This window comes from Gelidibacter gilvus (genome assembly GCF_004115975.1).
In the GTDB taxonomy this organism is placed as follows: domain Bacteria; phylum Bacteroidota; class Bacteroidia; order Flavobacteriales; family Flavobacteriaceae; genus Gelidibacter; species Gelidibacter gilvus.
Genome location: NZ_SDDZ01000001.1, coordinates 677,513 through 702,955, shown reverse-complemented (window position 1 = coordinate 702,955; position 25,443 = coordinate 677,513). Strand labels below are relative to the sequence as shown.

The following is a 25,443-nucleotide window of genomic DNA, read 5'->3' as shown; positions in this document are numbered from 1 at the left end:
GCCAATCTTATTTTTTTCGACATAAATCAGTTGTAATGGCATCAGCATTGAAGGACATTTTTTATCTTGCCTCACCTTTTCAAATATGTTTATGAGATCATCTAACAGAAAAATCACTTTTAAGGTGCTTTTCGGATATATCGCTCTTGGAGTTTTAGCAGCAATTTCTGGATGGTTGATCTTTACTGAATTGGGAAATTTTACCGCAACCCAGACTGACGATTTAAAGGAGCGCCATAAACTCATCAAAATAAGCGGATTGGTGGCGGATATTTATGAGAACGAAAGTTTGGCCCGGGCGGCACTTCAGCTCAATACTACAGAAAAATTCAACGCTTATATTTCTCAGAATGACAGTCTGATTACGACTATCGACACCTTGCGTGTTTTGGTCAATAACGAATATCAGAAGGCATTACTGGACAGTGTCAAAGTGATTTTTGATAAGAAACAGCAAGATCTAAACGAATTGCGACTACTTAAAGACAACAACACCTCTGAAAAATCGATTGAACAGACCATCAATAAACTAAAAACCATTGATCCTATTCTAGGAAAATTGACTTTAGAGGATTATGTGGAAAACCCAACGGAAGTCAATCCGAAAGTAAAAGAGGTTTTAGAAGGTTGGATTCAATTTTCAAACGAATCTAAAGCAAAGGATTCAGTGAGTAAGGTAGATCAAAAGCAGATAGATTCCATCGTGACGACCTCACGGAACATGCTCCGAAGAATTCAGCAGGAAGTCGCTTTGCAAAGACAATCGTTAATGGTTAAAGAGCGTGCATTAGTTGAAAACGATTTAAATACCTCACGACAATTACGCAATTTACTGCGAACCCTTGAACGCGAGATGGTGGCTTCATCACAGAGTATCATCGCCCAACGTCAAAAAGCATTAGATCGCGGCACCAGCATTATTTATTTCGCCGCCATAATCAGTTTTATCTTAGTGGTCATCTTCTCGATTGTTATTTTAAACGATTTTTGGAAAAGCCAAGAATATCGCGATGAACTCGAAAAATCGAACGCCTATACCAATTCGCTCTTAAAAAGCAGGGAGCAATTGATCAATATGGTGAGCCATGATTTAAGATCGCCATTGAGTACTATTTCGGGCTACAGCGCATTGCTGCAAAAAACAGCGCAAAACACAAAAGAAGGCAATTATTTAGACCATATTAAAAATGCGTCCACCTATATGAGCCAATTGGTAGATGATCTTCTGGAGTTTTCAAAATTGGAAGATGGCCATATCACCATAGAAAGTATCCCTTTTAATCTTAAAACTGTTTTAGACGAAACCAGTACAAACATTAAAGCAATTTATGCCGACAAGCCTATTGCACTCCTTGTCAAACACGACCCAGCACTGGACATCACTATTGTTTCTGATCCGTTTAGGATTAAGCAAGTACTTTATAACCTCATCGGAAACGCTTACAAGTTTACCGAAGAAGGCAGCATAAGCATTACCACGAAACTACATTCAACAAACTATAAATACAGCGTAACCATTACCATTACGGATACTGGCATTGGGATTAACAAAGAAAAACAAAAAGATATTTTTAATGCCTTTACCCAAGTCAACCAAAGTAATAATGCCAAACATTCTGGTTTTGGTCTGGGATTGGCCATTTCAAAAAAATTAGTGAATTTATTAAAAGGCGGATTGACATTGAATAGCATCCCTGGGAAAGGCAGCACTTTTGAAATTTCGTTCCCGGTAAAACTTTCTTACGAAGAAGTGGAAGAAAAACCTATCATCCCAGAAGCTTCCCATTTCAAATTAAAGGCCATTGTTGTAGATGATGATGCCTCTTTACGCCAGCTCATCGCCGATATTTTAGAACAGCACCAAGTGGTCACCTATACTTTTGAAGACGCCAAAGCAGCACTTTCGGCTTTGAAAGATCTTACTTATGATGTGATTATAACAGACATTCAATTACCAAAAATGAATGGCTTCCATTTTATGGAAACCGTGAAACAATTGCCATTTTATAAGCAACAGCCCATTATTGCTATGACTGGGAGAATGGATATCAACACCGAAAACTATATTGAGAGTGGATTTTCTAAAGTGGTTTATAAACCATTCGAAACCCATATTTGGTTTGATATTTTAAGTGAGTTGTTTCCCGAAAGCATTACAAAGCCAGAAGAAGATTTCAAAAAGACGACCTATCGCTCAGACTATTTCGACACGAATTCCATCGCTGGCTTTTTAAATTACGATGAGGAAGCGCTTAAATCGTTGTTGGAAATATTCTTAAAGGACACCAAAAAGCACATGTCCGAGTTAAAACTGGCACAAGAACAAAAGGATCTCAAAACCATTAACGATTTGAGCCACAGAATGCTGACCATGTTTAAACAATTAAATGCCAAAACGGTAGTTCCGCATTTAGAAGTTTTAGAACATATCACCATTGTGGACAACCAAATTCTGGACGCTCTGGAGGTAGAACTCAAGGCTTTCTACGAAGACATGCAGGCGTACATTACTCCAAATTATACTCCTTAAGTTTATTGTAAAGTGTTTTTCTTGAAAAATTGAGAAGTTTTGCCGCCTTCGTTTTGTTGTTATTGGCTTCCTGTAGAACTTTTACAATCAAGTCCTTTTCGTTGGACTTGGCTGAAAAGGAATGTGGCGCGGCATCTTTTGAAGGAGCAACCGATAATTCAGGAGGCAGCACTTCTTTTTGGATCACCTCTCCAGTAGTTAATAATGTAGCACGTTTGATGACGTTGGAAAGCTCTCGTAAATTCCCTGGCCAGGTATAATTTTGGAATATTTTCAACACTTCAGAAGAAAATCCGATGATGGATTTATTCAATTGCTGATTGGCATTCTCCAGAAAGAATTCGGCATAAAGGATCAAATCATCTCTACGCTCTTGCAAATTGGGTACTTTTATAAAAAATTCATTCAACCGGTGATAAAGATCTTCTCTAAAATCGCCGTCCTCAACCGCTTGTAACAAATCTTCGTTAGTGGCCGTCAATAATCGGATATCCACTTCAATCTCTTCATTGCTTCCAATAGGTTTGACCCGCCTCTCTTGAAGAGCTCGGAGCAATTGAATTTGATTTTCATAAGATAAATTCCCAACCTCATCCAAAAACAATGTCCCACCATTAGCCGCTTCAAAATGACCAATCTTATCATTGATTGCGCCAGTAAAGGAGCCTTTTTTATGTCCAAAAAATTCACTCGAAGCAATTTCCTTCGGAATAGCGCCACAATCGACCGCAATAAAAGGTTTGTTTTTTCTTGAGCTTTTTAGATGAATGGCCTTGGCGACAACTTCTTTACCCGTGCCACTTTCACCAGAAATCAATACGGACATGCTTGTAGGTGCGACAAGATTAATGTGGTCATGCAAAACTTTGGACGAAGCGCTTATGCCAGATACAAATCCGGGTGTCGCCGCAGACGGAGTTTTTGGAACCGAAGCTGTTTCTGCTTTCGGCTTTTTTATTTCCTGCTTCTCTTTTAGTGCATTTTTAACCACTTGCAAGACTTCTTCAGGGTTAAAAGGTTTGGAAATATAATCAAAAGCACCTTCCTTCATCGCCTTAACCGCTGTGGACACTTCGGCATAACCAGTCATCAACACTACGGGAATAGACGCATCCTTAGTTTTAATATGGTTCAATAAGGCAATCCCATCGCCATCTGGAAGTCTGAGGTCTGCAAATACCAAATCAAAAGAAGTGTTTTTCACTTTATTTTTGGCATCTTCAAGCGTATAAGATAAAGTCACAGTATGCTGGTGCCGCTCTAAAAAACGTCGTAACATCTCAGAAAAACTCACATCATCTTCAACCAAAAGAATGGCACTCATAGTTTATTCGTTTTTACAAAAATATCAAGTTAAACTCAGTAAACCCTTTAAAAAAAACATAAAAAAAAGGACGCTTCCTTAAAAACGTCCTTTTCCAGCTTAAATAAGTGATGAATCCTTATTCTTTTTCAATCCAGTTTCCATCCTTATCAGCATATACTGTTGATGCCGCTCCATCAAGAGTAATTTCCAATTTGTATTCTTGCTTATCATTGACGTAAGCTTTATCGAGAGTGGCGGTCTGAAAATCTGTTGCCAATGCATCTTTCACAGCTTGTGGAAGTGTTTCAGCTTTGATTTCTTTAAATTCTTCCTGTGCTACAATTTCAATTTTATCTGTTGTGTTCATAGGAAATGCAGATGTTGCATAAGTTGATAATCCTCCTAAAACAATTGCTACTGTTAAAACTACTTTTTTCATAATATTTTATTTTTAAAATTTGATTTAATTCTATTTAAGTGGGGTGTATTACCCTAATAAGTGAATCCTTATTCTTTTTCAATCCAATTTCCGTCCTTATCGGCAAATACCGTTAAAGGTTCGCCATCAATCGTAAGATCCAATTTGTATTCTAGAACTTGCTTTTCGCTTACAAAAGCTTTATCGATAGTGGCGGTTGGAAAATCTTTTGCCAATGCATCTTTCACAGCTTGCGGAAGTGCTTCAGCTTTGATCTCTTTATATTCTTCTTGAGCTATCAGTTCAATTTGAGGCGTTTGGTTCATTGCAAATGCCGATGTCGCAAATGATGATAATCCTCCTAATACGATTGCTACTGTTAAAACTACCTTTTTCATAATATTTTATTTTTAATGTTTGTTTGTTATTCTGTTGTGCTACTGTTCTAATAAGAAATAAACATGCCACTGAAAGGAAGATCATGTTTCAGATTATTAAAAAGCTGCCCCACAGCACATTATGTGTATTCCGTTCTTTTATAAATTATTTTATTGTGTGTAAATCTTCCATTTCAAGATCACATTTTGTGTAAATTCTATACAATTACCACTACAGAACCGGATTTTATGTTTTTATGTGAAATAGTTAAAGGGGAAATTCATTCCATTAAACATCCTATTCTTCCTGAAAAAACTTTGTACTTTTGCATCAAAATCAAACAACAATGTCTCAAAAGATTCTCATTATTGGAGCATGTGGTCAAATTGGCTCCGAATTAACCTTCAAGTTACGGAGTATTCATGGTGATGAAAATGTTATTGCATCGGACATCGGCTATAACAATCTTGACGTGGTCAATTCAGGTCTTTTTGAAATTGTTGATGCCCAGGATTATGGCTCCATCTTACACTGTGTAGAAAAATACCGAATAGACACCATATATTTAATGGCTGCTATGTTAAGTGCCACCGGAGAAAAATTTCCGATGAAAGCATGGGATTTAAATATGAGTTCTTTATTTCATGTTTTAAATCTCGCAAAAGCCAAATTTATCGATAAAATATTCTGGCCTTCAAGTATTGCAGTTTTTGGTCCAACAACCCCTAAACACGATACGCCACAACATACAGTTATGGCTCCTACAACGGTTTACGGCATTACCAAACAAGTTGGCGAGCGCTGGTGTGAGTATTATTTTGATAAGTATGGCGTTGACGTGCGCAGTATCCGCTATCCTGGAATTATCAGTTGGAAAACAATGCCAGGCGGTGGCACGACAGATTATGCCGTTGAAATTTACCACAGAGCCCTTACTGATGGACACTATTCAAGTTTCCTGTCTGAAGATACAGAACTACCCATGATGTTTATGGATGACGCCATTGATGCTACCGTTCAGATTATGGATGCTCCGGCCAACCAATTGACCATAAGATCTTCCTATAATTTGGCGGCCATGAGTTTTACACCCAAAGATATTGCGGCTGAAATCCAGAATCATATTAAAGATTTCATCATTACCTATAATCCCGATTTTAGACAACAAATAGCCGATTCTTGGCCAAAATCAATTGATGACAGCGTTGCCAGAACCGACTGGAATTGGAATCATAAATTTGATCTCAAAAAAATGAGTGAAGAAATGTTGACACAATTGGGAGAAAAGTATGCGACTTCTGAGAGGTGAGAGGAAATAGAGGTGAGACGATAAATTACGAAATTTGATTAACGATTGACGACTCGCCCGAACGTGCCATTTTGATACGGGCAGGTTGAAGAGTGTTGATTTTTGAATAGCACATAACCGTCTACACTAATAATGGAAGTACAAAAACTCCTGAACTCCTAAACCCTGAACTCATAACTTTAAACTTTTTTTAAAAAAAGTGATGACATTTTAATTAAAGTGCGATGATGTAGAAAAGAAACATCATGAAAGCACTATTTCCATTTATTTTTACCCTGCTGATATGTTCCTCTTGTCTGGATACGCAATCTCAAGATGCGAGAAGTGCTTCAAAATCAGACTTGGGATTATTTACACAGTCTACACAAAAACACTATTTTGTTGACGGCAAAACTGGACTGGTCGTATTTGAAAAGGAATATCCTGCTGTCTGGGACATCTTGAGCCGACCTAATTATAACCTCGACAGCGATTTTCCTTCCTTCCTATACCTGATGCAAAATAAAAAAGGAATGAAGGCCTTCAACACGCCAATCCACCAATTTGTAGCCTTTCAAAATCCGCAATATGCCCAAATGATGAGAAGTTACGGATTGACTAATGAACGGCCATTGATTTCTCCAACTGATTTTATTGAAAGTGAAATCAGACCAATGATGGAAAGACAAGGCTTTAAATTTCTATCCCACAGGGAGTTTCCCGAAATCACGGCATACATTGAACAACAGAAGAAAAGATTAGGAATTCAAAATATGGATTTCATAGCTTACTCTACTGAATGGGTCAACGGTGACAATATTAAAGCACTGGTAACTTTCAACCAATTGATTTTACACTATGATCCAGCGCTCACAGGTGGAGAAGACATGAAAATATGGAACTATCAAATGGGCTATTTCTTCGCACCTGCGAGTAACTATGAGGCCGATATGAAAATTGCCATAAATGCCGATTTCAAAAAGATTGATAGTCCCAATTGGCAAAAATATCAGATGCAAGTAAATAATTTCAGACAGCAGCAACAGACTTTAGAACATGAAAATCGCATGCGGAATCAACAAATACAATTTGACCAACACCAGAAGATGATGAACGACCGATACGCAGCCAATGATGCAAATCACGCGCGTTTTATGGATAATCTTAGAGGTACAAACACAGCATCCGGCTATTCATCAAATTCCAGTCACAGCAACTTTATTGACATGATCAGAGAAGAGCAGAATGTGAGCTTAAACGGAAAAACCTTTAAGGTCAATGCAGGGGCGGATAATTACTGGATGAATAGTGATGGCAAGTACATTGCTACCAATAGTCAGTTTTATGATCCAAATAGAGACCCTGTCTATGACCGTCAACAATGGGATTTGACCACAAAGAATTAAAATTAAAAAAAGATAAATCGTATAAAAGATTAAAAAAATGAGAAATACAGAATGAAAAAGTCGTTAATCGTGTAAATAGCTCATTTGATGCTTAGTGTATTTGATGTGATTTGAATTAATTGTATATTCATCGTGTTTTGCTATAATTTATGGAACACCTTTACAATCCCGATTCACAACTTCAACTTCTCAACGCTATCAAAGACAACGACTCCGTAGTTTTAAAGCAGCTTTACACTACCAATTATTATAAGATTGAAGCTTTAGTGCTAAAAAACAATGGCTCCAAAGATCACGCAAAAGATGTTTATCAAGAAGCATTTATTACGGTTTGGAAAAATGTGAAAAACGATCGGTTTATTCCTGAAAACGAAACCGCCCTGCAAGGGTATTTGTATCAGATTGCTAAAAATAAATGGATGGATATCTTAAGATCACCACGTTTTAAAAAAACAAAAATGATTCAGCATGAACTTAATGTTTTAGATAAGAACATTGACCAAAATGGCCACGAAAAAGATGAGGAACATGAGTTTTTTAGAAAGAGATTAGAACAAACTATGGAGGCTTTTAAAAACCTAGGTGCTCCATGTAAAGAATTATTGACTGCTTTTTATTATGATAAAGCATCCTTACGTGACATAGCAAATAAATTAAAAATTGAGGAAAATACAGCAAGGACGAAAAAATACAGATGTATGGAAAAACTGCGTCAGTTGGCTTTAGCCTCGAAAAAATAAGAACATTGAAAAATAATAGCAACATTACCCCCGAATTACTTGAAACTATTGAACGTTATCATAACGGATCAATGGTGCAAGAAGAACGTATAGCCTTTGAAGAACAGCTCAGCCAAGATGCTGATTTGAAATTAGTAGTTGAAGATATTAAAATAACGCTCTTAGGTATAGAAACCCAAGCATTAAAAGAACGAATGGACGAGTTTCATAAAGAAATTCCTGAAAACCGTTCTGTTCAGACCTCCACGCCGAAAGTACGCTTTTTAAGTTTCACTAAAATAGCCATAGCAGCAGGGATCATTATTGCTTTGGGCATGTTTTGGCTTCTCAATGGTTCAACCAATGACAGGCTTTACAGTAAACACTTTAAACCTGATCCAGGATTACCAACCACGATGAGTTCTTCAGACAATTTCGTGTTTTATGATGGAATGGTCAACTACAAACAAGGCGACTATAAAAAGGCCATCTCAAAATGGGAAAAACTAGATAAAAAATCGCCTGGTAATGACACCATCAATTACTTCTTGGGTGTCGCTTATTTGGCAGATAAAAACGCCGATGAAGCCGTGTCTTATTTGAATAAAACCATAGCCAATTCAGAAAGTGTGTTTTTGGAAGATGCGCTTTATTATTTAGGATTGGCTTATTTAAAATCGGATAGAACGGAAGCAGCGATCCAAGAATTTCAAAAAAGCAAATCCGAGAAAAGTCAGGAAATTTTAAAAGACTTAAAATGAGACCATGGCAAAAACTATACAAATCAACGCCTGTGTTTATCTATCAAGCACGCTTATCCTTCATATTGATTGTGGGAAAATATAAAAACTCTTATACAGTTGCACAATAAAGCGACATGTTAATTGAATCCTTATACAGTTTTCTCGAAAAGCTTGGGCTAAAGACAAAGCATTAGAACACGCTGAATTGGATTTTATTTCTAATGCAGAAGCCTAACTGCAAATCCCCAATATTAACCGGGATTGGTTTTAAGCAGGGTTACTCCATCCATTCCAATGTCTATCTATCCGAATCTTATCTATTGGATTTTAGCTTCTATTTTGCTCATGGCCGTCCTTTTGATCTCTCGGAAGAATCTATTAAAAAGAAGAAAATGAAAGATATAATTTAGTATCTTTATTTTTTGATGATAGCAAAACCCAGTAGTTAAACTTCTTTTTATTAATCCAACCTGATTATGAAGAACTTCTTATGCTATATCACTTATGCCTTTTTTTTGGCATTATTTTTCATTCAATCCCCTTCTTTTGCTCAAGAAAAAAACCACTTAAATACCAAGGTCATTGATTCGTTTATGTTGAATAAACACATTCAAAAAGCCGATTCAGCATTAACCGCACAAATAAATTATCTACAAAACAAAAACCTCAACGACTCTTTACATAAATATCCTTATTATGTGGGGAGAATCGAACTCCTGAAATCCAATTCAATCACTGCTGCCAACAAGGCAGATGCGTTTTTGAATACCATATTCCTATCTACCAATAACCAAAGAACACATTATAAATCGCTTTTAAGTCTGTCTAACTTTTACGATGAGATAGGCAATAATGCAAAATCCTTGGAGCTGACCAAATCAGCTTATACCGCCATTCTAAAAGTAAAGGACGCCACCCCTGAGGAGATCGGTAAAGTTGAATATAATGTAGGCGCCACGTTACTGGCTTTGGGTAATATCAGTGAGGCCAAAACCTATTTTAAAAGTGCTCTAAAAAACTTTGAATCGTACAAAGCAACTAACAAGGGGCAATTGTCCGATGGTTACAACGCCGTTGGCGCCATCATGTGGATGTCAACAAAATTGGACAGTGCCAAATATTTTTATACAAAAGCCTTAAAAACCATTGAAATTGCCGATGGTAATCCCTTATATAATTCCTACTTGGCAACCGTTATTAAATCAAATTTATCCTTATTGGAATATTCACAAGGGAATTTGGCCGAAGCAGTTGCCATTCAAAATGAAGTCATCACCAATTATGAAAAGGTCATTCAGAATTATACGGATGAAAATGTGGTCTCCAAAGCCAAACGTTTTCAAGTAAGAGCAATCTCCAATCTTGCCGTTTTCTATAATGAGCAAGGCGATTTAAAAAAGGCAAATGACATTCTCATCTATGCTCATGACAAGAGAAAGAAAATTGTAGAAGCCAATGACTCCAGCTTAGGGTCTTCATGGATCCAAATTGGGCAATCGCAAATGTCGCTGCGTGAATATGACAAGGCGATAGAGAGCCTCAAGCTAGGATTAAATCAGTTGAACAGGATAGAAGATGACAATCCATATTGGAAAGCTGCCGGATTGCATGGCTTGGCTGAGGCTTATAGCGCACAAAACAACACGGTTTTAGCCAATACGTATTATTCCGAAAGTGAACCTCTTTTCAAAAAAGCATTGAACAATGTCTACGATATTGAATTCTTGAATTTTCTCCGAAATAAATCCTACTTTTTAGCAGATAACGGCGAACCCGAAAAAGCCATTGCCATCGCCACAAATGCTTATGATTATGTAATAAAGTATGGCGGGGAAGATAATTTTTCAGAATTCAAACAGCTGTTAAATTTGGCCGAGGTCAATTATAAGATCCGGAATTATAACAAAGCCCTAGAATGGGTGCAAAAAGCAGATGATTTTTTAAATGAACGCTCCAATAAAGCCGATTCCATTCAAATTGAATTCCACAAACCTCAATTGATTCTTTTAAAAGCACAGTCAGAATACGAACGACGGGATCAGATGGATACGCTCTTTTTGCAGCAACAGCTCAAAAATTTGGATAAAGCAACCGATATCCTCGAACAGCGTAAGACCACACTTTACAAATATGAAGACATCAACATTTTAGTGTCCAACTACCAATCGGTTTCTTCCTTGGCGGTACAGCTGAATCTAAAATTATACGACCTCACCCAAAACCCGAAGTATTTGAATCAGATGATGAAATTACACGAATCGGGAATTTATAATCGCATCCGTTCACGCCTGAACCTTCGCAACAATATTGCTTTCAGCGGTGTGCCTAAAACCATTTTGGAACGTGAAATTCAACTTAAAAACACCATGGCGAGTTCTCTTGAAGACAGTGAAAATATGACCGCATTTTTTGATTCCAATTCAAACTGGAAACATTTTTTGGACTCTTTAAAGCAACAGCACCCAAAATACTACAAAATGCGTTATGCCACTATTGAGGAACCTCTTAATGAACTTCAAAAGAACATTCCAGCCAATACTACTGTAGTACGTTATCTATATGTCGAAACCGTACTTTACGCGTTTGTTGCCGATAAAAACGACATCAAAATATTTAAGCTGAATTCCGAAGGGATAGAGCAATATATCGCAGATTTAAGTGAAAATAATCTTAAATTCGCCACAACAGCGACTTTACTTTCAAAACTTTACGAACAGCTTTGGTTTCCATTCGAAACTAAAATGACCAATGAGCACGTTGTTATAATTCCCGATGGCGTACTTTTCAATTTGAGCTTTGAAAGCTTGACACCTTCAAAAATCACAAAACCTAAAGATCTTGCGACCACTAGTTTGTTATCAAAACATTTTATTTCTTATAACTATAGTTTACTTTTACTAAATAAAAAACAGGAGTCCAGTTCATTTGAAAAGAACTTCGTGGCGTTTGCACCAGAGTTCAACGATGCCATGAAAAGCGGCTACAAAAAAACCGTTTCTGACTCTTTGATTATAGATCATACCTATTTATCATTATTGCCCCAACCTTTCAGCATTAGTTTAGCCAAGAAATATTCCAAAGAATTCAATGGGCGCTCCTTTGTGAATGACATGGCTTCAAAACGCAGTTTTACAAAACACGCAAAAAACCATAAGATCATCTATATCGGAACCCATGCCGAATCCAACAACCTATCACCTGAATTGTCACGATTGGTTTTTGCAAAATCGTTGGACACTTTAAACGCTGAGGACAATTCGCTTTATAGTTACGAAATATACGATACCGATTTAGAATCCAACCTTGCCATTTTAACCGCTTGTGAAACCGGAAAACCTAGCTATCAAGCTGGAGAAGGCATGATCTCCTTGGCACACGCTTTCAATTATGCAGGAAGTGAAAGCATATTGACAAGCCTTTGGAAAATAGATGAACAATCAAGCGCCACGATTATTGAGTCTTTTTATGATTATCTCAAAAAAGGTTGGACAAAAGATAAAGCGCTACAACAAGCTAAGCTCGATTATATTTCTACTGCCGAAGGACGCACGGCGCATCCTCAATATTGGGCGGGATTGGTGCTTATTGGGGATACAACACCTATTGAACTCGCTTCTTCTCCAAATTATCTTGTTTGGATTCTTTTGACATTAATGATTCTTGCAATAATCTATTTCTTAAGAAGGAAATCAAGAAGATAAAGAACTGACTTCACCTTGTTCATCTCCTCTTATCTAAAATACTGCATTGCTATTCGTTCGGGAAAATAGAATTCAAAAATTACATTTGGGGATAGGTATTGATTTCAGTTTCAATAACCTTTCCGTATTTTTCAGCAATTGCCTTTATTTCCGAGGCTTTTCCTATGATGACTAGCTGTAGATGGTCTTTAGGAAAGTAGGTCTCAATAATTTCATTGGCTTTTTTAAGATCGAGTACATCCACCTTTTTTTGAAAATTATTGATGTAGGACTTATCTAAATCATACCAAAACATTTCGCCAAGCAAGCCTGAAAGTTGACTGACCGTTTCATATTTTGGAGGAAACTGCCCTTTGACATAATTTTTGGCAGATGCTAAAGACTGCTCATCTAAACCTTTGCTATGCAGGGTGTTTAAAACTTCAAAGGCTTTATCCAATGCAGCTTCGGTGGTTTCATTGGCCGTAAAGGTTGAAATGGCAAAAGAGCCGCCGTATTTCAAAGGCTCAAAACTGCTTCTTGCCCCGTAGGTCAATCCGGAGTTCACCCTTAATTCATCATTTAACATGGAGGTAAATCGACCGCCAAATAAGGTGTTGATAATTGAAATATCCACAAACTCTGGATTGTTTCTGTTAATACCTTGAGATCCTATATAGAATGTTGATTCTTTTGCATCGTCTTTGTTAACCAGCAATACTTTAGACTCAGAAATCTTTGGCAATGGTTTTGAAGCCAAATTGTCTTTATCGCTTGAAGATTTTTTCCATTCTGAAAACAATTTGGTAATCATGGCCTTCATTTCCTTGCTTGAAAAATCTCCTACGATACTCATCGCTGAGCCATTCGGAATATAATTGGCATTGTAGAAAGCTTTTAAATCCGAAGTTTTTAACGCCCCTAAACTTGCTGCAGTCCCTTGGGGAATATTCCCATAAACGTGATTTCCATAAATCAAGAAATCAAAATAAGATGGAATAATACTTCTCGGACTTTCTTTCTGTCTGTCGATCGCAACAAGTGCACGGTTTTTTTCCTTCTCAAATTCGGTCTCATCGAAGGTAGGATAGAGCAGTATTTCCTTAACAAGATTGAGGATGGTTTCCTTATCCTTTGCAGCAAACTTTGCATATAAAGAAGCATATTCTTTTTGTGCAAAGGTATTTAGGTTGGCACCAACAAAATCCAATGCTTGATCCAGTTGGGTTTTGGTGTAATTCTTGGTTCCCAATTTAAGAGCATCGGCAGTAAGAGAAGCCAATCCCGCTTTCTCGCCATCGTAGATGGCTCCCGCTGGAAGTATGATGTTAACGGCAATTACAGGAACCTCCTTCTGCTCCATTAAGTTCACTACCAAACCATTGGGCAAAGTAAATGTGGTGTATTCCGGCAATTGAAATGACTGTGCCACTATAATTGCCGGAGTTACCAGCATGACCATTATAACTAAGATTACTTTTTTCATCTGATTTCTACCTTAATTTTCAACGTTTGATTTTAAAACTCCCACCGTTCTGTTGCTTTTCGAAAAATATTTTTTTGCCACCTCTTGAACGTCTTTTACCGTGACCTTGTTATAGTTTTCGGGCGCACTGAACATTTTTTTATAATCTCCAAAAAAGAGTTCATAAGTCCCCAACGTATTGGATTTTCCGTTGATTGTTTCCACTTGGTTATAAAATTCCATCAATTTCTGATTCTTGATCTTCTGAAGTTCATTTTCAGTGATTCCATCAGTTTTTATCTTATCGATTTCCATGTAGATAGCATTTTCCAAATCGGATTCGTCAACATTTTTATTTGCAACGGCACCAATGGAAAACAAATTAGGATCAAATGAAGTTCCAAAGGATGTAAAAACCTGTGTGGCCAATTGTTTTTTATCCACCAATTCCGAATATAATCGGGAAGATTGTCCACTGCCCAGAACAGAGCTCAACATGTTGAGGGCATAATAATCCTCATGCTGCGTTTCAGGGGTATGGTAGGAAACCATAAGATAAGGCGTGGCCACTTCTCTCTGTTCGGTTATTCTCCGTTCTCCCGTTTGTGGCGGCTCAACGCTATGTACTTTAGGTGGCTCTGGCTGTGACGGAATGGGCGCCATGTATTTTTCGGCCAATGCTTTTACAGTCTCAAACTTAAGCGCTCCAGAAACTATCACTACACAATTGTTGGGAGCGTAATAGGTTTTAAAATAGCGTTCCAAATCACTTTGCGTCCAATTCTTCATATCATCCTCATAGCCAATCACCGACCAGTGATAAGGATGTTCCTTAAAAGCGGTCGCCTGAACGCTTTCGGAGAGTTGTCTCCAGGGAGAATTCTCAAGGCCCGTTCTGCGCTCACTCAATACAACGCCACGTTCACTTTCAACCATGGAAGGTTCTATACTCAAATCAGCAATTCGATCACTTTCTAGATCGAACATTACCTCCGCTGCGGAGGCAGGAAACCAATTGGTATAGACCGTTACATTTTGGGTCGTATACGCATTATTAGAACCCCCGTTGAATTCCATGGTTTGATCGAACATTTTTGGACCGTATTTTTTGGCGCCATTAAACATCATATGTTCAAAAAAATGTGACAATCCAGTTATGCCTTGATATTCGTTACGGCTGCCAACTTTGTAGAACAAGTACATATTTGCATTTGGAATGGAAAAATCCTCAACAACCAAAAACTTCATTCCATTTTCCAGGACAAAAGTTTTAACATCATCTACCTTCATTTGGGCGTTGCCTAATTGAAAAGCAGCCAGAAGGAATAAAAAAATCATTTTTTTCATAGGAATTAGCGCGGATTTATGAGACCTTTTTTAGGTTGGTAAACAAAATTTAATCAGAACGCAATATTAAATTGTGCTCTGTTTCATTTTAATAATAGTGCCATAATTAAACATATTTATAACACTTCAAAATGTCGAAAATAGGCATCTTTACAACAGTTAAAGTTAACTCTATTTTTTCAGACCACAATTTGTTTGCATTGATTTTGTCGCATTTAAGGATGGAAAATTCTTAGAGGCAACACCTTTTAAAAAATCGACCTAAACAATTGTCAATACGCGTTATGATCGCATATTTTGAATAGCTTCAATATAAAAGAGCCATTATTTCTAATGACTCTCTCAACAATAAACCAAAAAACAATCCCCTGAACTAATAGCCTCTGGCTTATTACTATATCATCGTTAAGTATAAAAAATGTCAGCATAAAAAAAAGCCACCAACCTAAATTGATGGCCTTAATAAAAAAACTAAAACTAACCTTATCTTATTATTCTTTGACAATACGTTTGGTAATGGCACCATTGGCACCATTTATTTTCAAGAAGTACATGCCACTGGCATAATTTTCCAATGAAATCTCTTTGGTGATTCCCATGTTTTTAAGATCATAAGTGGTAATCACTTTTCCTGTGAAATCTATGATTTGACCACTTTCTAGTTCTAAATTGTTGGTGTTCTTAATAGTCAATAAATTTCTAACTGGGTTTGGGTATAATTTTATACTTGATTCCGCCAACTCAAAATCATCTATTCCTAAAACCACACTTTGTAATCTAAGAACAACTTGTTTACCATTTCTACAGGACACATTAAAAGTATAAAGCCTACCGTCAAATTCCGTTGAAGTTGTCGTCGCTAAATTGCAGGTGCTAATTGTACCAGAGGTTGTGGCCACAATAAATTCAGCATTCACAGTTGGTGCAAAATTCAAGGTCACGTTAACACGTCCATTAAAAATAACATTGGTTCCGGTAATGGCCAAAAGGTCATATTCTGTCCCTTGTACAAGACCGTTCAACTCAACATCCAATATAGAAGTAGCTGATGATTTATAGGTTCCCACTGCAGTCAATGTTCCCGGAGAGCCACCAGGTGCAAACGTACCATCATTGGTGAAATTGGCAGGAGGTGGTAGCGTGATAGTTGCTATACCTTTGATAATACCATCTACGGTATTGGTTTTGGCAAGCGATCTCAAATTTAGGTTACCGCTATCTGCGCTTATTGTTCCTGAATTACTCAAATAACTATCAATGTGGGCGGTGCCGGTTCCTCCCGATTTCTTAAGTAAACCTAAATTATTAAAATTATGAGCTCTAGAACCATTATTATCAATTACAGCATCTGATTGTAAATCGAAAACACCTCCAACCTGATTGTTCAAAACGGAGGTATCATAAAACCTCAGGTAACCACTTTCAGGCATCGTTATGATTCCAGTGTTGTTCAATTTAGTGTCTCCTGAAATATAGTGTACACCACCAGTGACCAAACTTATTTTACTGGCATTGGTCAAAGTTCCGCCATCTATAAGACTGCTATTTGCCCATTGCACCTGAGTGGTGCCAGTAAAACTAAAAGTTGCATCAGTTGGAACAGAAACATTGCCCGCCCAATAGAGAGATCCGTTAAGTAAACCTTTGAGTGTACCGCTAACATTGATTTGTGAATTAAATGACAAAAAATTTCCAGTTGTTACATTATAAGTTCCACCATTGAAGGTTTTGGCAAGTGATCTCATATTTAAATTGCCACTTTCAACAGTTATGGTTCCTGAATTGCTTAAATAACAGTCTATGTACGCTACTGCAGTTCCTTTTGATTTTTTCAACAAGCCTTGGTTATTAAAATTATGAGCTTGAGATCCATTATTATCAATTACAGCATCTGATTGTAAATCGAAAACACCTCCAACTTGATTGTTCAAAACGGAGGTATCATAAAGTCTCAAATAACCTTGATCAGGCATCGAAATCACACCTGTATTGTTTAATCTGGTGCCATCAGAAATATAGCGCACAGCACCAGTAACTAAACCTATTTTACTCATATTGGTCAAAACACCACGACCTAAAAGACTGCTGTTTGCCCATTGTACCTGTGAGGTTCCGGTAAAGTTAAAGGTTGCGGCATCAGCTACAGATACATTGCCAGCCCAATAGAGAGCACCGTTAAGTAAGCCCTTAAGTGTACCGCTGACATTAATTTGTGAATTAAATGATAAAAATTTTCCTGCCGTTACATTATAAGTACCGCCATTGAAAGTCTTAGTTAGTGATCTCATATTTAAATTGCCACTTTCAACAGTTATGGTTCCTGTATTACTTAAAAAACAGTCTATGTATGCTATTGCAGCTCCATTTGATTTCTTCAATAAGCCTTGGTTATTAAAATTATGAGCTTGAGATCCATTATTATCAATTACAGCATCTGATTGTAAATCAAAAATGCCGGTAGACTGATTGTTCAAAATCGAGGTATCATAAAGTCTCAAATAACCAGAGTCAGGCATCGTAATTAGTCCTGTGTTGTTTAATCTGGTGCCTCCAGAAATATAGCGTACACTACCAGTGACCAAACTTATTTTACTGGCATTGGTCAAAACACCGCCACCTACAAGACTGCTATTTGCCCATTGTACCTGTGTACTTCCAGTAAAATTAAATTCAGCAGTATTAGCAACAGAAACATTGCCAGCCCAATAGAGAGATCCATTGAGGGCGCCAGTGAGTGTGCCACTAACGTTGATTTGTGAATTAAACGACAAAAAATTTCCTGCCGTCACATTATAAGTTCCGCCATTGAAGGTCTTGGCAAGTGATCTCATATTTATATTGCCACTTTCAACCGCAATCGTTCCTGAATTGCTTAATGAGCAATCAATGTAAGCGATACCATCACCACTTGATTTTTTCAATAAACCTTGGTTATTAAAATTATGCCCACTTCCATTATTATCAATTACAGCATCCGATTGGATATCAAAAACACCATTTGACGCGTTGTTAAAAACTGCTTTGTCATATATACGCAAATAGCCACCATTTGGCATGGTAAACAATCCGTTATTAATAATAGTTGTAGCTCCTGAAATATATCTGACGCTACCTGTTGTTAAATTAACTGTTCCATTATTGGTTAACGTGCCACCACCAGTGAGTGAACTGTTATTCCAATTAACGGTTGTATTGGCACTAAATGATGACGCATTCGTAAAACTTAAATTATTGCTGATGGTAATGGTTGAGGTTCCTTGCACCACAATGGACTTTACGGACGCGGCAACATTAATAATAACTGTTTTCCCAGTAGGAATCACAACATCATTGGCAACCGTTGGTACCGCTCCCGAACTCCAGTTGCCAACAGTATTCCAATTGGCATTAGCTCCAGCACCGGTCCAGGTGTTGGTTTGCGCATTCACTGTCATGTACGAGGCACAGAACAGTGAGAAAATTAGTAAGATTTGTCTCATGATTAATAGCTTTTATATGGTTAAAAAAATACATCGGAGGAATTTTTAAATGTGAGCATCCTTTTTTCGAAAATAGTTTAACAAAACAAAAAATATTTATATTCGTCAGACAAACGACTCGTTACGAGCTAAAAACATTTTGCTTTATTATAAAACCTCGTCGTTGGGAAATGAACTTAGAGGTATCCACTTATTAGCAGAAAAACCCTCAGATTCCAACAATCAGAAGTAGTCGGTAGGAAATTCATGAAATTTTGAGCCGATCATCAAAACCCAATGCGCTCCGATTTTGGGTTCTGCCTGCCTGGCGGCAGACAGGGGTTTAGATCCCGCACGAATGCGGGATTAGTTCAACCAGCATATTCCAATGCGTCTCCGGCTTTTGGAACATGGGTTTAGATCACGCACGAATGCGGGATTAGTTCAACCAGCATATTCCAATGCGCCTCCGGCTTTTGGAATATGGGTTTCACTAATAAACCCTAAATTTCCCTAGCTGATTAATAGCATTATGAGGTTAACTTTTAGCACATCGGGAAAGCTTAAAAACGTTAATATTTAGGACGTATTGAAATCATTTTTCATTTTTAAAAATTGTCATGACTATGCCCTTGTTTGCGCTCGCTCTGTACCATACTTGAATGTTTAATGGCCTAATGAATAATTAAATAAATCATCTACGAGCTTCCAAAAAACCATTCAATTGGATATTTTAAAGGGTGCTTTAACATTCTTTAAGAAAACAAAACCTCAATGTTAATCCTATCCCAAATAAGATTTCTTTAAGATAATTTAGGTTCTGATCTTTGTAATTTAGTGATGAACTTAAAAATTATAAACTCATGAAAACCTCATTAGAAGAAGCTAGAGAACAAACACATAAAGATACCGTCAATGTTTTACAAGGTATCATAGAAAAGAATTACGACGCCGAAAAAGGCTATAAAAAAGCGATGCAGGATGCTAAAAATCCAGCATTAAAAAACTTTTTAAAACAACAAGCCTTGCAACGAAGCACCTTTGCTACGGCAATTGACAAAGAGTTGCGCGATTTAGGTGAAACTCCTAAAGAAAGTGGCAGTGTCACCGGAACTTTACACCGTGCATGGATTGACATTAAAAGCTCTCTAGCCGGGAATGACGATGAAGCTGTTTTGGAAGAAGTGATTCGTGGCGAAAAAGCGAGTGTTGATGAATATGTCGATGCGATAAAAGACAAACCTTTGTTACCTAAGGTGCAAAGTGTATTGCAGTCACAATTAGATGATATACAAGGCACGCTCAATCGCGTAAAAACGCTTGAAGATATTGCGTAATTGTAAATTGAAATAGAACATCATATTTGAGAAACCTCCTTTTTAGGGGGTTTTTTCATGCTTTCTAATACAGTTTTAAATAATCATACCTACTTACCAGCTACCGCCACCGCCACCGCCAAATCCACCTCCCGATGAACCTCCACCTCCAGAAGAGCCACTACTGCTTGGTGAACTCACCATGGTCGATTTTGCCGATGACATCGTATTTGCAAATGAATTGGAAAAACTGTTCATGGTCAAAGGCATTGTAGAGGTTGAACTATACCATTGTGGTGGTGGTATATTTAACGCATCAAACTTATTGGCCCATTTATCAAACAGTCCAAAGGCCAGTGCATATCCCATAGTCGTTTCAAAATAGGAAGGGTCTTCCGCAATCAGCATTTTTAATTTATTAAGCTCGGCTACTTTTATGAATTGTTTAAAACCTTTCAATTCAGAAAATACAGTATTCCCCTTGGCATTCTTTTTTATCATATGCTTGTTCATAAAGAATAAGAACACCGTTAATATAACAACTGCAAACATGGCCACAAAGCCCCAAACAAATAACAACAGAGGCGCCAAGGCCAGAGCCAATAAAACAAGCATTACATAGGTAACAATCTGAACCTTTCTGGCCTGTGAATCATAATATGGTTTGGCGGCTTTTTTTAATGTACCGCGCGCACTGCTCATGGTGGTATAGAATTTATTTTTTAAACTACTGATGAGAACTTCCGTAGTATCTGGAATGATGGACCTACCAAACAGCCCCTCAAAAATGGTCTTTTCATAGCTGGAAGCGTCGTCGGGCAAAGGTTTTAAAGCAATTAATTTGGTATCCGCAGATGAAAACCAGCCTTTTTTTGGAATCTCCTCAATTCTTAAGATCCCTTTGGAACCCCAATAGGGAATCAAGGAAATTAGATCGGAAATATCATCGGCATCATTGATCAAGAATCCAGCCATGGCAGGATCCATGCCGGCTGGTGGAAAATAACTGGTGATGCTGATCACTTTATCATCCTTTCCAAATCGCAACCAAGTCATATAAAAACCTCCAAGCAGCACCGCCAACACAAATACCCAACCATAATCCGTCCAAAAAGGCCATAACGGTTTAATTTCTGCAATGGAATTTGGTGGCAAATTTATTAAGATGGTCACACTTTGCCCTTGATAGGAATTAAAGTTAGGTTTGCTTCTGCCTTCTACTTGGTTATTTGCTACAGTAATTTCAATTTCCTGACTCGGTGCAGTTTCTCCTACCGCACCGGAATATACAAACACATCCTCTGAGCCTACCGCAACTGAAGATGGTAAATGGATCTTAAATTCAATAGTATTAAAAGTAGTTTGCCAATCGCTAGGTTTTAAGTTCCAATAGAATTTGACTCCATCGGTTTCATATAGAAAAGCGTTGTGCACACGGTATCTGATTTCATACTGTTGCGGTCCCATAACAGTGTTGTCAGCATCTCCAATTTTTATTTGATAAGTTCCCGTCAACTTCTGTTCAAATCCGAAGGGTGTTTTAAACTTATGATCAGGCACGGCAACATCACTAATTTCAATCTTTCGGATGTCTTGGTTGCCAGCTTCAGTCAAAAGATCATACTTGGTTTGGATGTCCCTATAAATCCCGTGTTTTGGCATTTCGAAAGTCAAATCGTATTTTTCTATCACATCAAAATAGCCTTCTTCATGGATGGTGATATCCACCGTATAATGATTGACCGTAAAATCTTGGCCATACCCAAAATTTAGGCTTAGAAAAGCGAGAAATAAGACGAATAGCTGTTTCATTGACACAGGTCTAAAGAAGGCAGAAATGGTGCGCTTCAAAAATTAGCATAAGGAAATGCCGCGGGGATTCAAAGATAATTAAGTTGCTAAAAACTCACTTTCACGTTTTCACGGCTAGCGGCATCGGCTTCAAAAAAGTCGAAATGTTGGTATTTGAGGACACTAGCAAACAAAGCACCTGGAAGACTTTCGCCATAGGTATTGTTCTCGCGGACCGTTCCGTTATAATAACGGCGACTACGTTCAAGATTTTCTTCAATCTCGTTGAGTTTGTTCTGCAAATCGAGAAAGCCGGCGTTTGCCTTTAAATCGGGATAAGCTTCACTAAGCGCAAAAATACTGCGCAACGTTTGTTGCAGTTGGTTTTCTGCCTTTATCTGAGCATTGATATCGCCATCCGGAACTTGCATGGCCGCATTACGTGCTTGAATGACCCTTTCCAAGGTTTCTTTTTCGTGTGTGGCATAGCCTTTTACTGTTTCCACAAGATTCGGGATCAAATCGTAGCGGCGCTTCAGGGCCACATCAATATTGCCCCACGCATCCTTTACCACATTTCGGTTTTTGGCAAAGTTGTTGAACACTGAAACCATTAAAAAAACAAGTAGGACAATAACGCCCAAAACTATATATCCAATCATAAACAGGTGGTTTTTAACGGAAAATCCATTTTAAAACAGAAAATTCGTTCATTTACAGGACACTAATATAGTAATTTTGCTAATAATATTTCTTATAAAATTCCGGCCAGTGGATTTATATCTTTTTAATTTCGATACGCCTGTTTTTTGCTTTTCCATCATCGGTACTGTTGTCCTCAAGTGGTTGGTCCTGTCCAAAGCCAACAGTTTTAATTTTATCCGGAGCGATGCCCTTATTCACTAAAGCCGATTTTAAACTTGTAGCGCGTTGTTCTGACAAGGTCTGATTGGAAGTTTTGTTGCCCACATTGTCCGTATGGCCTTCCACTAAAATATGGAGTGTTGGGTTCTCATACATCATTTGGTAAAGCGCTTCAACTATAGGTTCAGATTCGCTTTTTATGGTGGATTTTCCAGTTTCAAAATGAACATAAAGTGCCAACGGAAGGCCAGAATCTATTTTTTCAAACATTTCATTGGCTGTAATTTCCTGCGTCATTCCTTCAATGGTCAGAAGAACTAAAGTAAACTGGTCCACCGGATTATTGATTAAATTGTAAATTCCCAACCAATATTGGGTGCCATCCTTTTGGAGATGAAATGTCGCGCCCGTCCAACCACCATCATCGGTAGTTCTTGAATACACTTTCTTCCCACCCATTTTGGCAACCGCATTTTCGTAGTTTCTGATGACCTGTAATTTGCTCGGTAAATTCGGACCGAAAGGGCCATCATAAGTGTAAAGAATATCAATGAGATTGCCTTCCAAGGTTTGGGTTTTGTCATTGCCCATCATGAACTCATATTCATTATAATTCTCTTTACAGCCGTCGATATAATAGTTTTCAAGGCGATTGAAAAACGGATGGTCTTTACACCCCTCGGCGTCCATTTCCTGAGCAAAAAGAGGATTTGTAACACAGGCCATTACAATCAGAATGCTCAATTTTAATCTCAAATTTTTCATGGTGTTATTTTTTAGGATTTGAAATTCCATTTCGCTAGTTCTCCAAATCCTCCAAAATTATTGTCATGAAAGGAAAAGGAAATCGGATGCCACTAAGCACATTAGGCTGAAATGATTTTTATTAAGGCATGAAGTTATACTAGACAGAATTTCTTTGATTGGAAAAAAGTCTCAATTATTTTCCGTTGTCTTCCCTGAAAATAGTTTCACAATACTGAGATTACGATTAAAAAAATAACCTGGAGTTTCACCAACAATGGCCTTGAAGTCGTTTATGAAATGGGACTGATCGTAATAATTGCCATCAAACACCAAGCTTTGATAATCCACGGCATGCTCATCTCTTATTTTTGCCCATAAATAATCTAATCGAACAATTCTGGCGAGGGTTTTTGGACTCACGCCTGTACGTTTGACAAATTTTCGGAGCAACGTACTTTTACTGGCATGGCACTCTTGTATAATTGTCTTTAACGGCGTTGTAATGCTCTTTTCGACAATTTTATTGTAGAGCATGTCCACGGCATCTGGACAATAACAGCTCTTTTGTACTGCATTAATAAACTCCGAGAAATAAGCAATGCGCTCATCGGTGGTGGTCAAATCTGCAAGCGTTTGCCATAGCTGATAAAAGCTAGGTTGTGGCAAATTTATACTTCGCTTGGAAACGGGTGACAAATCGACCTCAAAAACCCGCGAAAATACTGTAGCATTGCAAGCTACTGCCAAGCTATCCATCTCTCCCTGAAAGGTCAGTGTGAACGCTGCAGGAACAATGGGCGCCACAAATAGTGATTCTAATTGTATAGGTAGATCTTGAGTTATGAAAGGCCGGTCTTTAAAATGAAACATAAGATAGATATACGGACGGGGAATAAATTTATCAGATACCGACGGACCACAAAACTGATAAGATTCATAGCGCCTAATTAGCCAATCGCTGTTTTTATCACCATCAACATTATTTATGCTAATCATCTCACTACCTTATATTGTGGATTAAAAATAACATAAATTCCGCCTCATTTAACAAAGTCACGAACTCAAATTCAAAATTGTGAACATAAAATTATATACCATTGATAAAGTACTTTGATAGGTCCATTTACGCTTTGTTTTATCTTCCAAGAACTTGAAACCCCTTCTAATCTTTCACTATTCTGACAAATCAATGAAGTAATCTAAACCCGACTCAAGGTAATAAGACCGATTAGGCTGTTATATAGTTATTACGTAGCATCATATAAATTAAAAATACACGAAAATCAATCTCAGCTCACAATACCAAATTAATTACTACTTTAGTGCTTCATAAATAAATATTGTAATGTTTCCACATCTGCATATTGACCGCAGGTAGGATGTTTCATCGGACGTTGGTGCTGTCTTATTTTTACAAGTAACTTTTCAGTTTTAATACGCACACCAAAATCTATTGTTTTTAAAAAATAGTAAGTTCTTAAACCAAAAAAACCACACGATTTTTAAAACAATTTTGCTCGAATATTAATAAAATGGAAAACACAAAACTACACCTCTTACTTGCAGATGATGATATTGACGACTGTGATTTTTTTAAGGATGCCATAGATGAAATCTCAGGTGTTTGTGAGCTCACCATATTAAATAACGGGGTGGAACTCATGAAATTTTTAGTAAACGATCCCGATTCCCAGCCAAACGTGATTTTTCTGGATCTTAATATGCCAAAAAAATCGGGCATGGAATGTATCGCAGAAATTAAAGCTTCCAATGTCTTATCACATATTCCTATTATTATCTACTCTACTTCTCTTGACCATACCGTTGTCAATGATTTATACGAATTGGGCGCTCATCATTACATTCAAAAGCCAGCAGAGTTTGGAAGTATAAAAAGTGTCATTAAAAAAGTAGTGGCGCTATTTGGTACAACAACAATTCAACCACGTTCGAGAGATAATTTTATTATTCAACCTTAAGTTAAAGC

At 37.5% G+C, this 25,443-nt stretch carries 18 protein-coding genes; 8 read left to right on the top strand and 10 right to left on the bottom strand.

Going from position 1 to position 25,443, the window contains the following annotated elements:
- The first annotated feature begins 91 nt into the window (after nt 1–91).
- On the top strand, nt 92–2,530 hold the full coding sequence (locus ESZ48_RS02985) for a hybrid sensor histidine kinase/response regulator (protein ID WP_190246183.1): 2,439 nt from the start codon (nt 92–94) through the stop codon (nt 2,528–2,530).
- On the opposite strand, the gene ESZ48_RS02980 is transcribed toward ESZ48_RS02985, so the two are convergent.
- From ESZ48_RS02980 to ESZ48_RS02970, 3 genes are all read right to left on the bottom strand, one after another.
- Complete coding sequence (locus tag ESZ48_RS02980; RefSeq protein WP_129015807.1) at nt 2,508–3,854, bottom strand: sigma-54-dependent transcriptional regulator; 1,347 nt, start codon at nt 3,852–3,854, stop codon at nt 2,508–2,510. The two genes, ESZ48_RS02985 and ESZ48_RS02980, sit on opposite strands and share 23 nt — an antisense overlap.
- A gap of 118 nt (nt 3,855–3,972) precedes the next feature.
- Nucleotides 3,973–4,275, bottom strand: coding sequence for a hypothetical protein (locus ESZ48_RS02975; RefSeq protein ID WP_129015806.1), 303 nt, complete (start codon nt 4,273–4,275; stop codon nt 3,973–3,975).
- Between the two features lie 68 nt (nt 4,276–4,343).
- Nucleotides 4,344–4,652 carry a hypothetical protein gene (locus ESZ48_RS02970; protein WP_129015805.1) on the bottom strand — a complete coding sequence of 103 codons (309 nt, stop codon included), beginning with the start codon at nt 4,650–4,652 and terminating at the stop codon, nt 4,344–4,346.
- Between the two features lie 326 nt (nt 4,653–4,978).
- On the opposite strand from ESZ48_RS02970, the gene ESZ48_RS02965 reads away from it, so the two are divergent.
- From ESZ48_RS02965 to ESZ48_RS02945, 5 genes are all read left to right on the top strand, one after another.
- On the top strand, nt 4,979–5,941 hold the full coding sequence (locus ESZ48_RS02965) for an NAD-dependent epimerase/dehydratase family protein (RefSeq protein WP_129015804.1): 963 nt from the start codon (nt 4,979–4,981) through the stop codon (nt 5,939–5,941).
- 245 nt (nt 5,942–6,186) lie between these two features.
- Entirely contained in the window at nt 6,187–7,326 is a 1,140-nt protein-coding gene (locus ESZ48_RS02960) for a hypothetical protein (RefSeq protein WP_129015803.1), read from the top strand.
- A gap of 149 nt (nt 7,327–7,475) precedes the next feature.
- A complete protein-coding gene (locus ESZ48_RS02955) occupies nt 7,476–8,066 on the top strand; it encodes an RNA polymerase sigma factor (RefSeq protein ID WP_129015802.1) in 591 nt (196 codons plus the stop codon).
- Between the two features lie 5 nt (nt 8,067–8,071).
- A complete protein-coding gene (locus ESZ48_RS02950) occupies nt 8,072–8,806 on the top strand; it encodes a tetratricopeptide repeat protein (RefSeq protein WP_190246182.1) in 735 nt (244 codons plus the stop codon).
- A gap of 458 nt (nt 8,807–9,264) precedes the next feature.
- A complete protein-coding gene (locus tag ESZ48_RS02945) occupies nt 9,265–12,489 on the top strand; it encodes a CHAT domain-containing protein (protein WP_129015801.1) in 3,225 nt (1,074 codons plus the stop codon).
- A gap of 79 nt (nt 12,490–12,568) precedes the next feature.
- On the opposite strand, the gene ESZ48_RS02940 is transcribed toward ESZ48_RS02945, so the two are convergent.
- The 3 genes from ESZ48_RS02940 to ESZ48_RS02930 form a co-directional block, all read right to left on the bottom strand.
- Nucleotides 12,569–13,954 carry a M16 family metallopeptidase gene (locus tag ESZ48_RS02940; protein ID WP_129015800.1) on the bottom strand — a complete coding sequence of 462 codons (1,386 nt, stop codon included), beginning with the start codon at nt 13,952–13,954 and terminating at the stop codon, nt 12,569–12,571.
- A gap of 12 nt (nt 13,955–13,966) precedes the next feature.
- Nucleotides 13,967–15,271: a M16 family metallopeptidase gene (locus ESZ48_RS02935; protein WP_223266337.1), complete on the bottom strand. Its 1,305-nt coding sequence runs from the start codon at nt 15,269–15,271 to the stop codon at nt 13,967–13,969.
- Nucleotides 15,272–15,771: 500 nt separating this feature from the next.
- On the bottom strand, nt 15,772–18,759 hold the full coding sequence (locus ESZ48_RS02930; protein ID WP_129015798.1) for a T9SS type A sorting domain-containing protein: 2,988 nt from the start codon (nt 18,757–18,759) through the stop codon (nt 15,772–15,774).
- An 842-nt stretch (nt 18,760–19,601) separates the two neighbouring features.
- Between ESZ48_RS02930 and ESZ48_RS02925 the strand changes: the two genes are divergently transcribed.
- On the top strand, nt 19,602–20,075 hold the full coding sequence (locus ESZ48_RS02925; protein WP_129015797.1) for a ferritin-like domain-containing protein: 474 nt from the start codon (nt 19,602–19,604) through the stop codon (nt 20,073–20,075).
- 93 nt (nt 20,076–20,168) lie between these two features.
- On the opposite strand, the gene ESZ48_RS02920 is transcribed toward ESZ48_RS02925, so the two are convergent.
- From ESZ48_RS02920 to ESZ48_RS02905, 4 genes are all read right to left on the bottom strand, one after another.
- Nucleotides 20,169–21,866, bottom strand: coding sequence for a DUF2207 domain-containing protein (locus ESZ48_RS02920; RefSeq protein WP_129015796.1), 1,698 nt, complete (start codon nt 21,864–21,866; stop codon nt 20,169–20,171).
- An 86-nt stretch (nt 21,867–21,952) separates the two neighbouring features.
- Nucleotides 21,953–22,507 (bottom strand): LemA family protein, encoded by a 555-nt coding sequence (locus tag ESZ48_RS02915; RefSeq protein WP_129015795.1) that lies wholly within the window; start codon nt 22,505–22,507, stop codon nt 21,953–21,955.
- A gap of 115 nt (nt 22,508–22,622) precedes the next feature.
- The gene (locus ESZ48_RS02910; protein ID WP_190246181.1) at nt 22,623–23,474 is read right to left on the bottom strand and encodes an OmpA family protein; all 852 of its coding nucleotides are present in this window, start codon (nt 23,472–23,474) and stop codon (nt 22,623–22,625) included.
- Between the two features lie 171 nt (nt 23,475–23,645).
- A complete protein-coding gene (locus ESZ48_RS02905; RefSeq protein ID WP_129015793.1) occupies nt 23,646–24,452 on the bottom strand; it encodes a helix-turn-helix domain-containing protein in 807 nt (268 codons plus the stop codon).
- Between the two features lie 536 nt (nt 24,453–24,988).
- On the opposite strand from ESZ48_RS02905, the gene ESZ48_RS02900 reads away from it, so the two are divergent.
- Nucleotides 24,989–25,435, top strand: coding sequence for a response regulator (locus ESZ48_RS02900; RefSeq protein WP_129015792.1), 447 nt, complete (start codon nt 24,989–24,991; stop codon nt 25,433–25,435).
- Nucleotides 25,436–25,443 lie beyond the last annotated feature (8 nt).

Coding starts and splice junctions, on each gene's coding strand:
- ESZ48_RS02985 (WP_190246183.1), top strand. CDS start 92: ATGAGATCATCTAACAGAAAAATCACTTTTAAGGTGCTTTTCGGATAT.
- ESZ48_RS02980 (WP_129015807.1), bottom strand. CDS start 3,854: ATGAGTGCCATTCTTTTGGTTGAAGATGATGTGAGTTTTTCTGAGATG.
- ESZ48_RS02975 (WP_129015806.1), bottom strand. CDS start 4,275: ATGAAAAAAGTAGTTTTAACAGTAGCAATTGTTTTAGGAGGATTATCA.
- ESZ48_RS02970 (WP_129015805.1), bottom strand. CDS start 4,652: ATGAAAAAGGTAGTTTTAACAGTAGCAATCGTATTAGGAGGATTATCA.
- ESZ48_RS02965 (WP_129015804.1), top strand. CDS start 4,979: ATGTCTCAAAAGATTCTCATTATTGGAGCATGTGGTCAAATTGGCTCC.
- ESZ48_RS02960 (WP_129015803.1), top strand. CDS start 6,187: ATGAAAGCACTATTTCCATTTATTTTTACCCTGCTGATATGTTCCTCT.
- ESZ48_RS02955 (WP_129015802.1), top strand. CDS start 7,476: ATGGAACACCTTTACAATCCCGATTCACAACTTCAACTTCTCAACGCT.
- ESZ48_RS02945 (WP_129015801.1), top strand. CDS start 9,265: ATGAAGAACTTCTTATGCTATATCACTTATGCCTTTTTTTTGGCATTA.
- ESZ48_RS02940 (WP_129015800.1), bottom strand. CDS start 13,954: ATGAAAAAAGTAATCTTAGTTATAATGGTCATGCTGGTAACTCCGGCA.
- ESZ48_RS02935 (WP_223266337.1), bottom strand. CDS start 15,271: ATGATTTTTTTATTCCTTCTGGCTGCTTTTCAATTAGGCAACGCCCAA.
- ESZ48_RS02930 (WP_129015798.1), bottom strand. CDS start 18,759: ATGAGACAAATCTTACTAATTTTCTCACTGTTCTGTGCCTCGTACATG.
- ESZ48_RS02925 (WP_129015797.1), top strand. CDS start 19,602: ATGAAAACCTCATTAGAAGAAGCTAGAGAACAAACACATAAAGATACC.
- ESZ48_RS02920 (WP_129015796.1), bottom strand. CDS start 21,866: ATGAAACAGCTATTCGTCTTATTTCTCGCTTTTCTAAGCCTAAATTTT.
- ESZ48_RS02915 (WP_129015795.1), bottom strand. CDS start 22,507: ATGATTGGATATATAGTTTTGGGCGTTATTGTCCTACTTGTTTTTTTA.
- ESZ48_RS02910 (WP_190246181.1), bottom strand. CDS start 23,474: ATGAAAAATTTGAGATTAAAATTGAGCATTCTGATTGTAATGGCCTGT.
- ESZ48_RS02905 (WP_129015793.1), bottom strand. CDS start 24,452: ATGATTAGCATAAATAATGTTGATGGTGATAAAAACAGCGATTGGCTA.
- ESZ48_RS02900 (WP_129015792.1), top strand. CDS start 24,989: ATGGAAAACACAAAACTACACCTCTTACTTGCAGATGATGATATTGAC.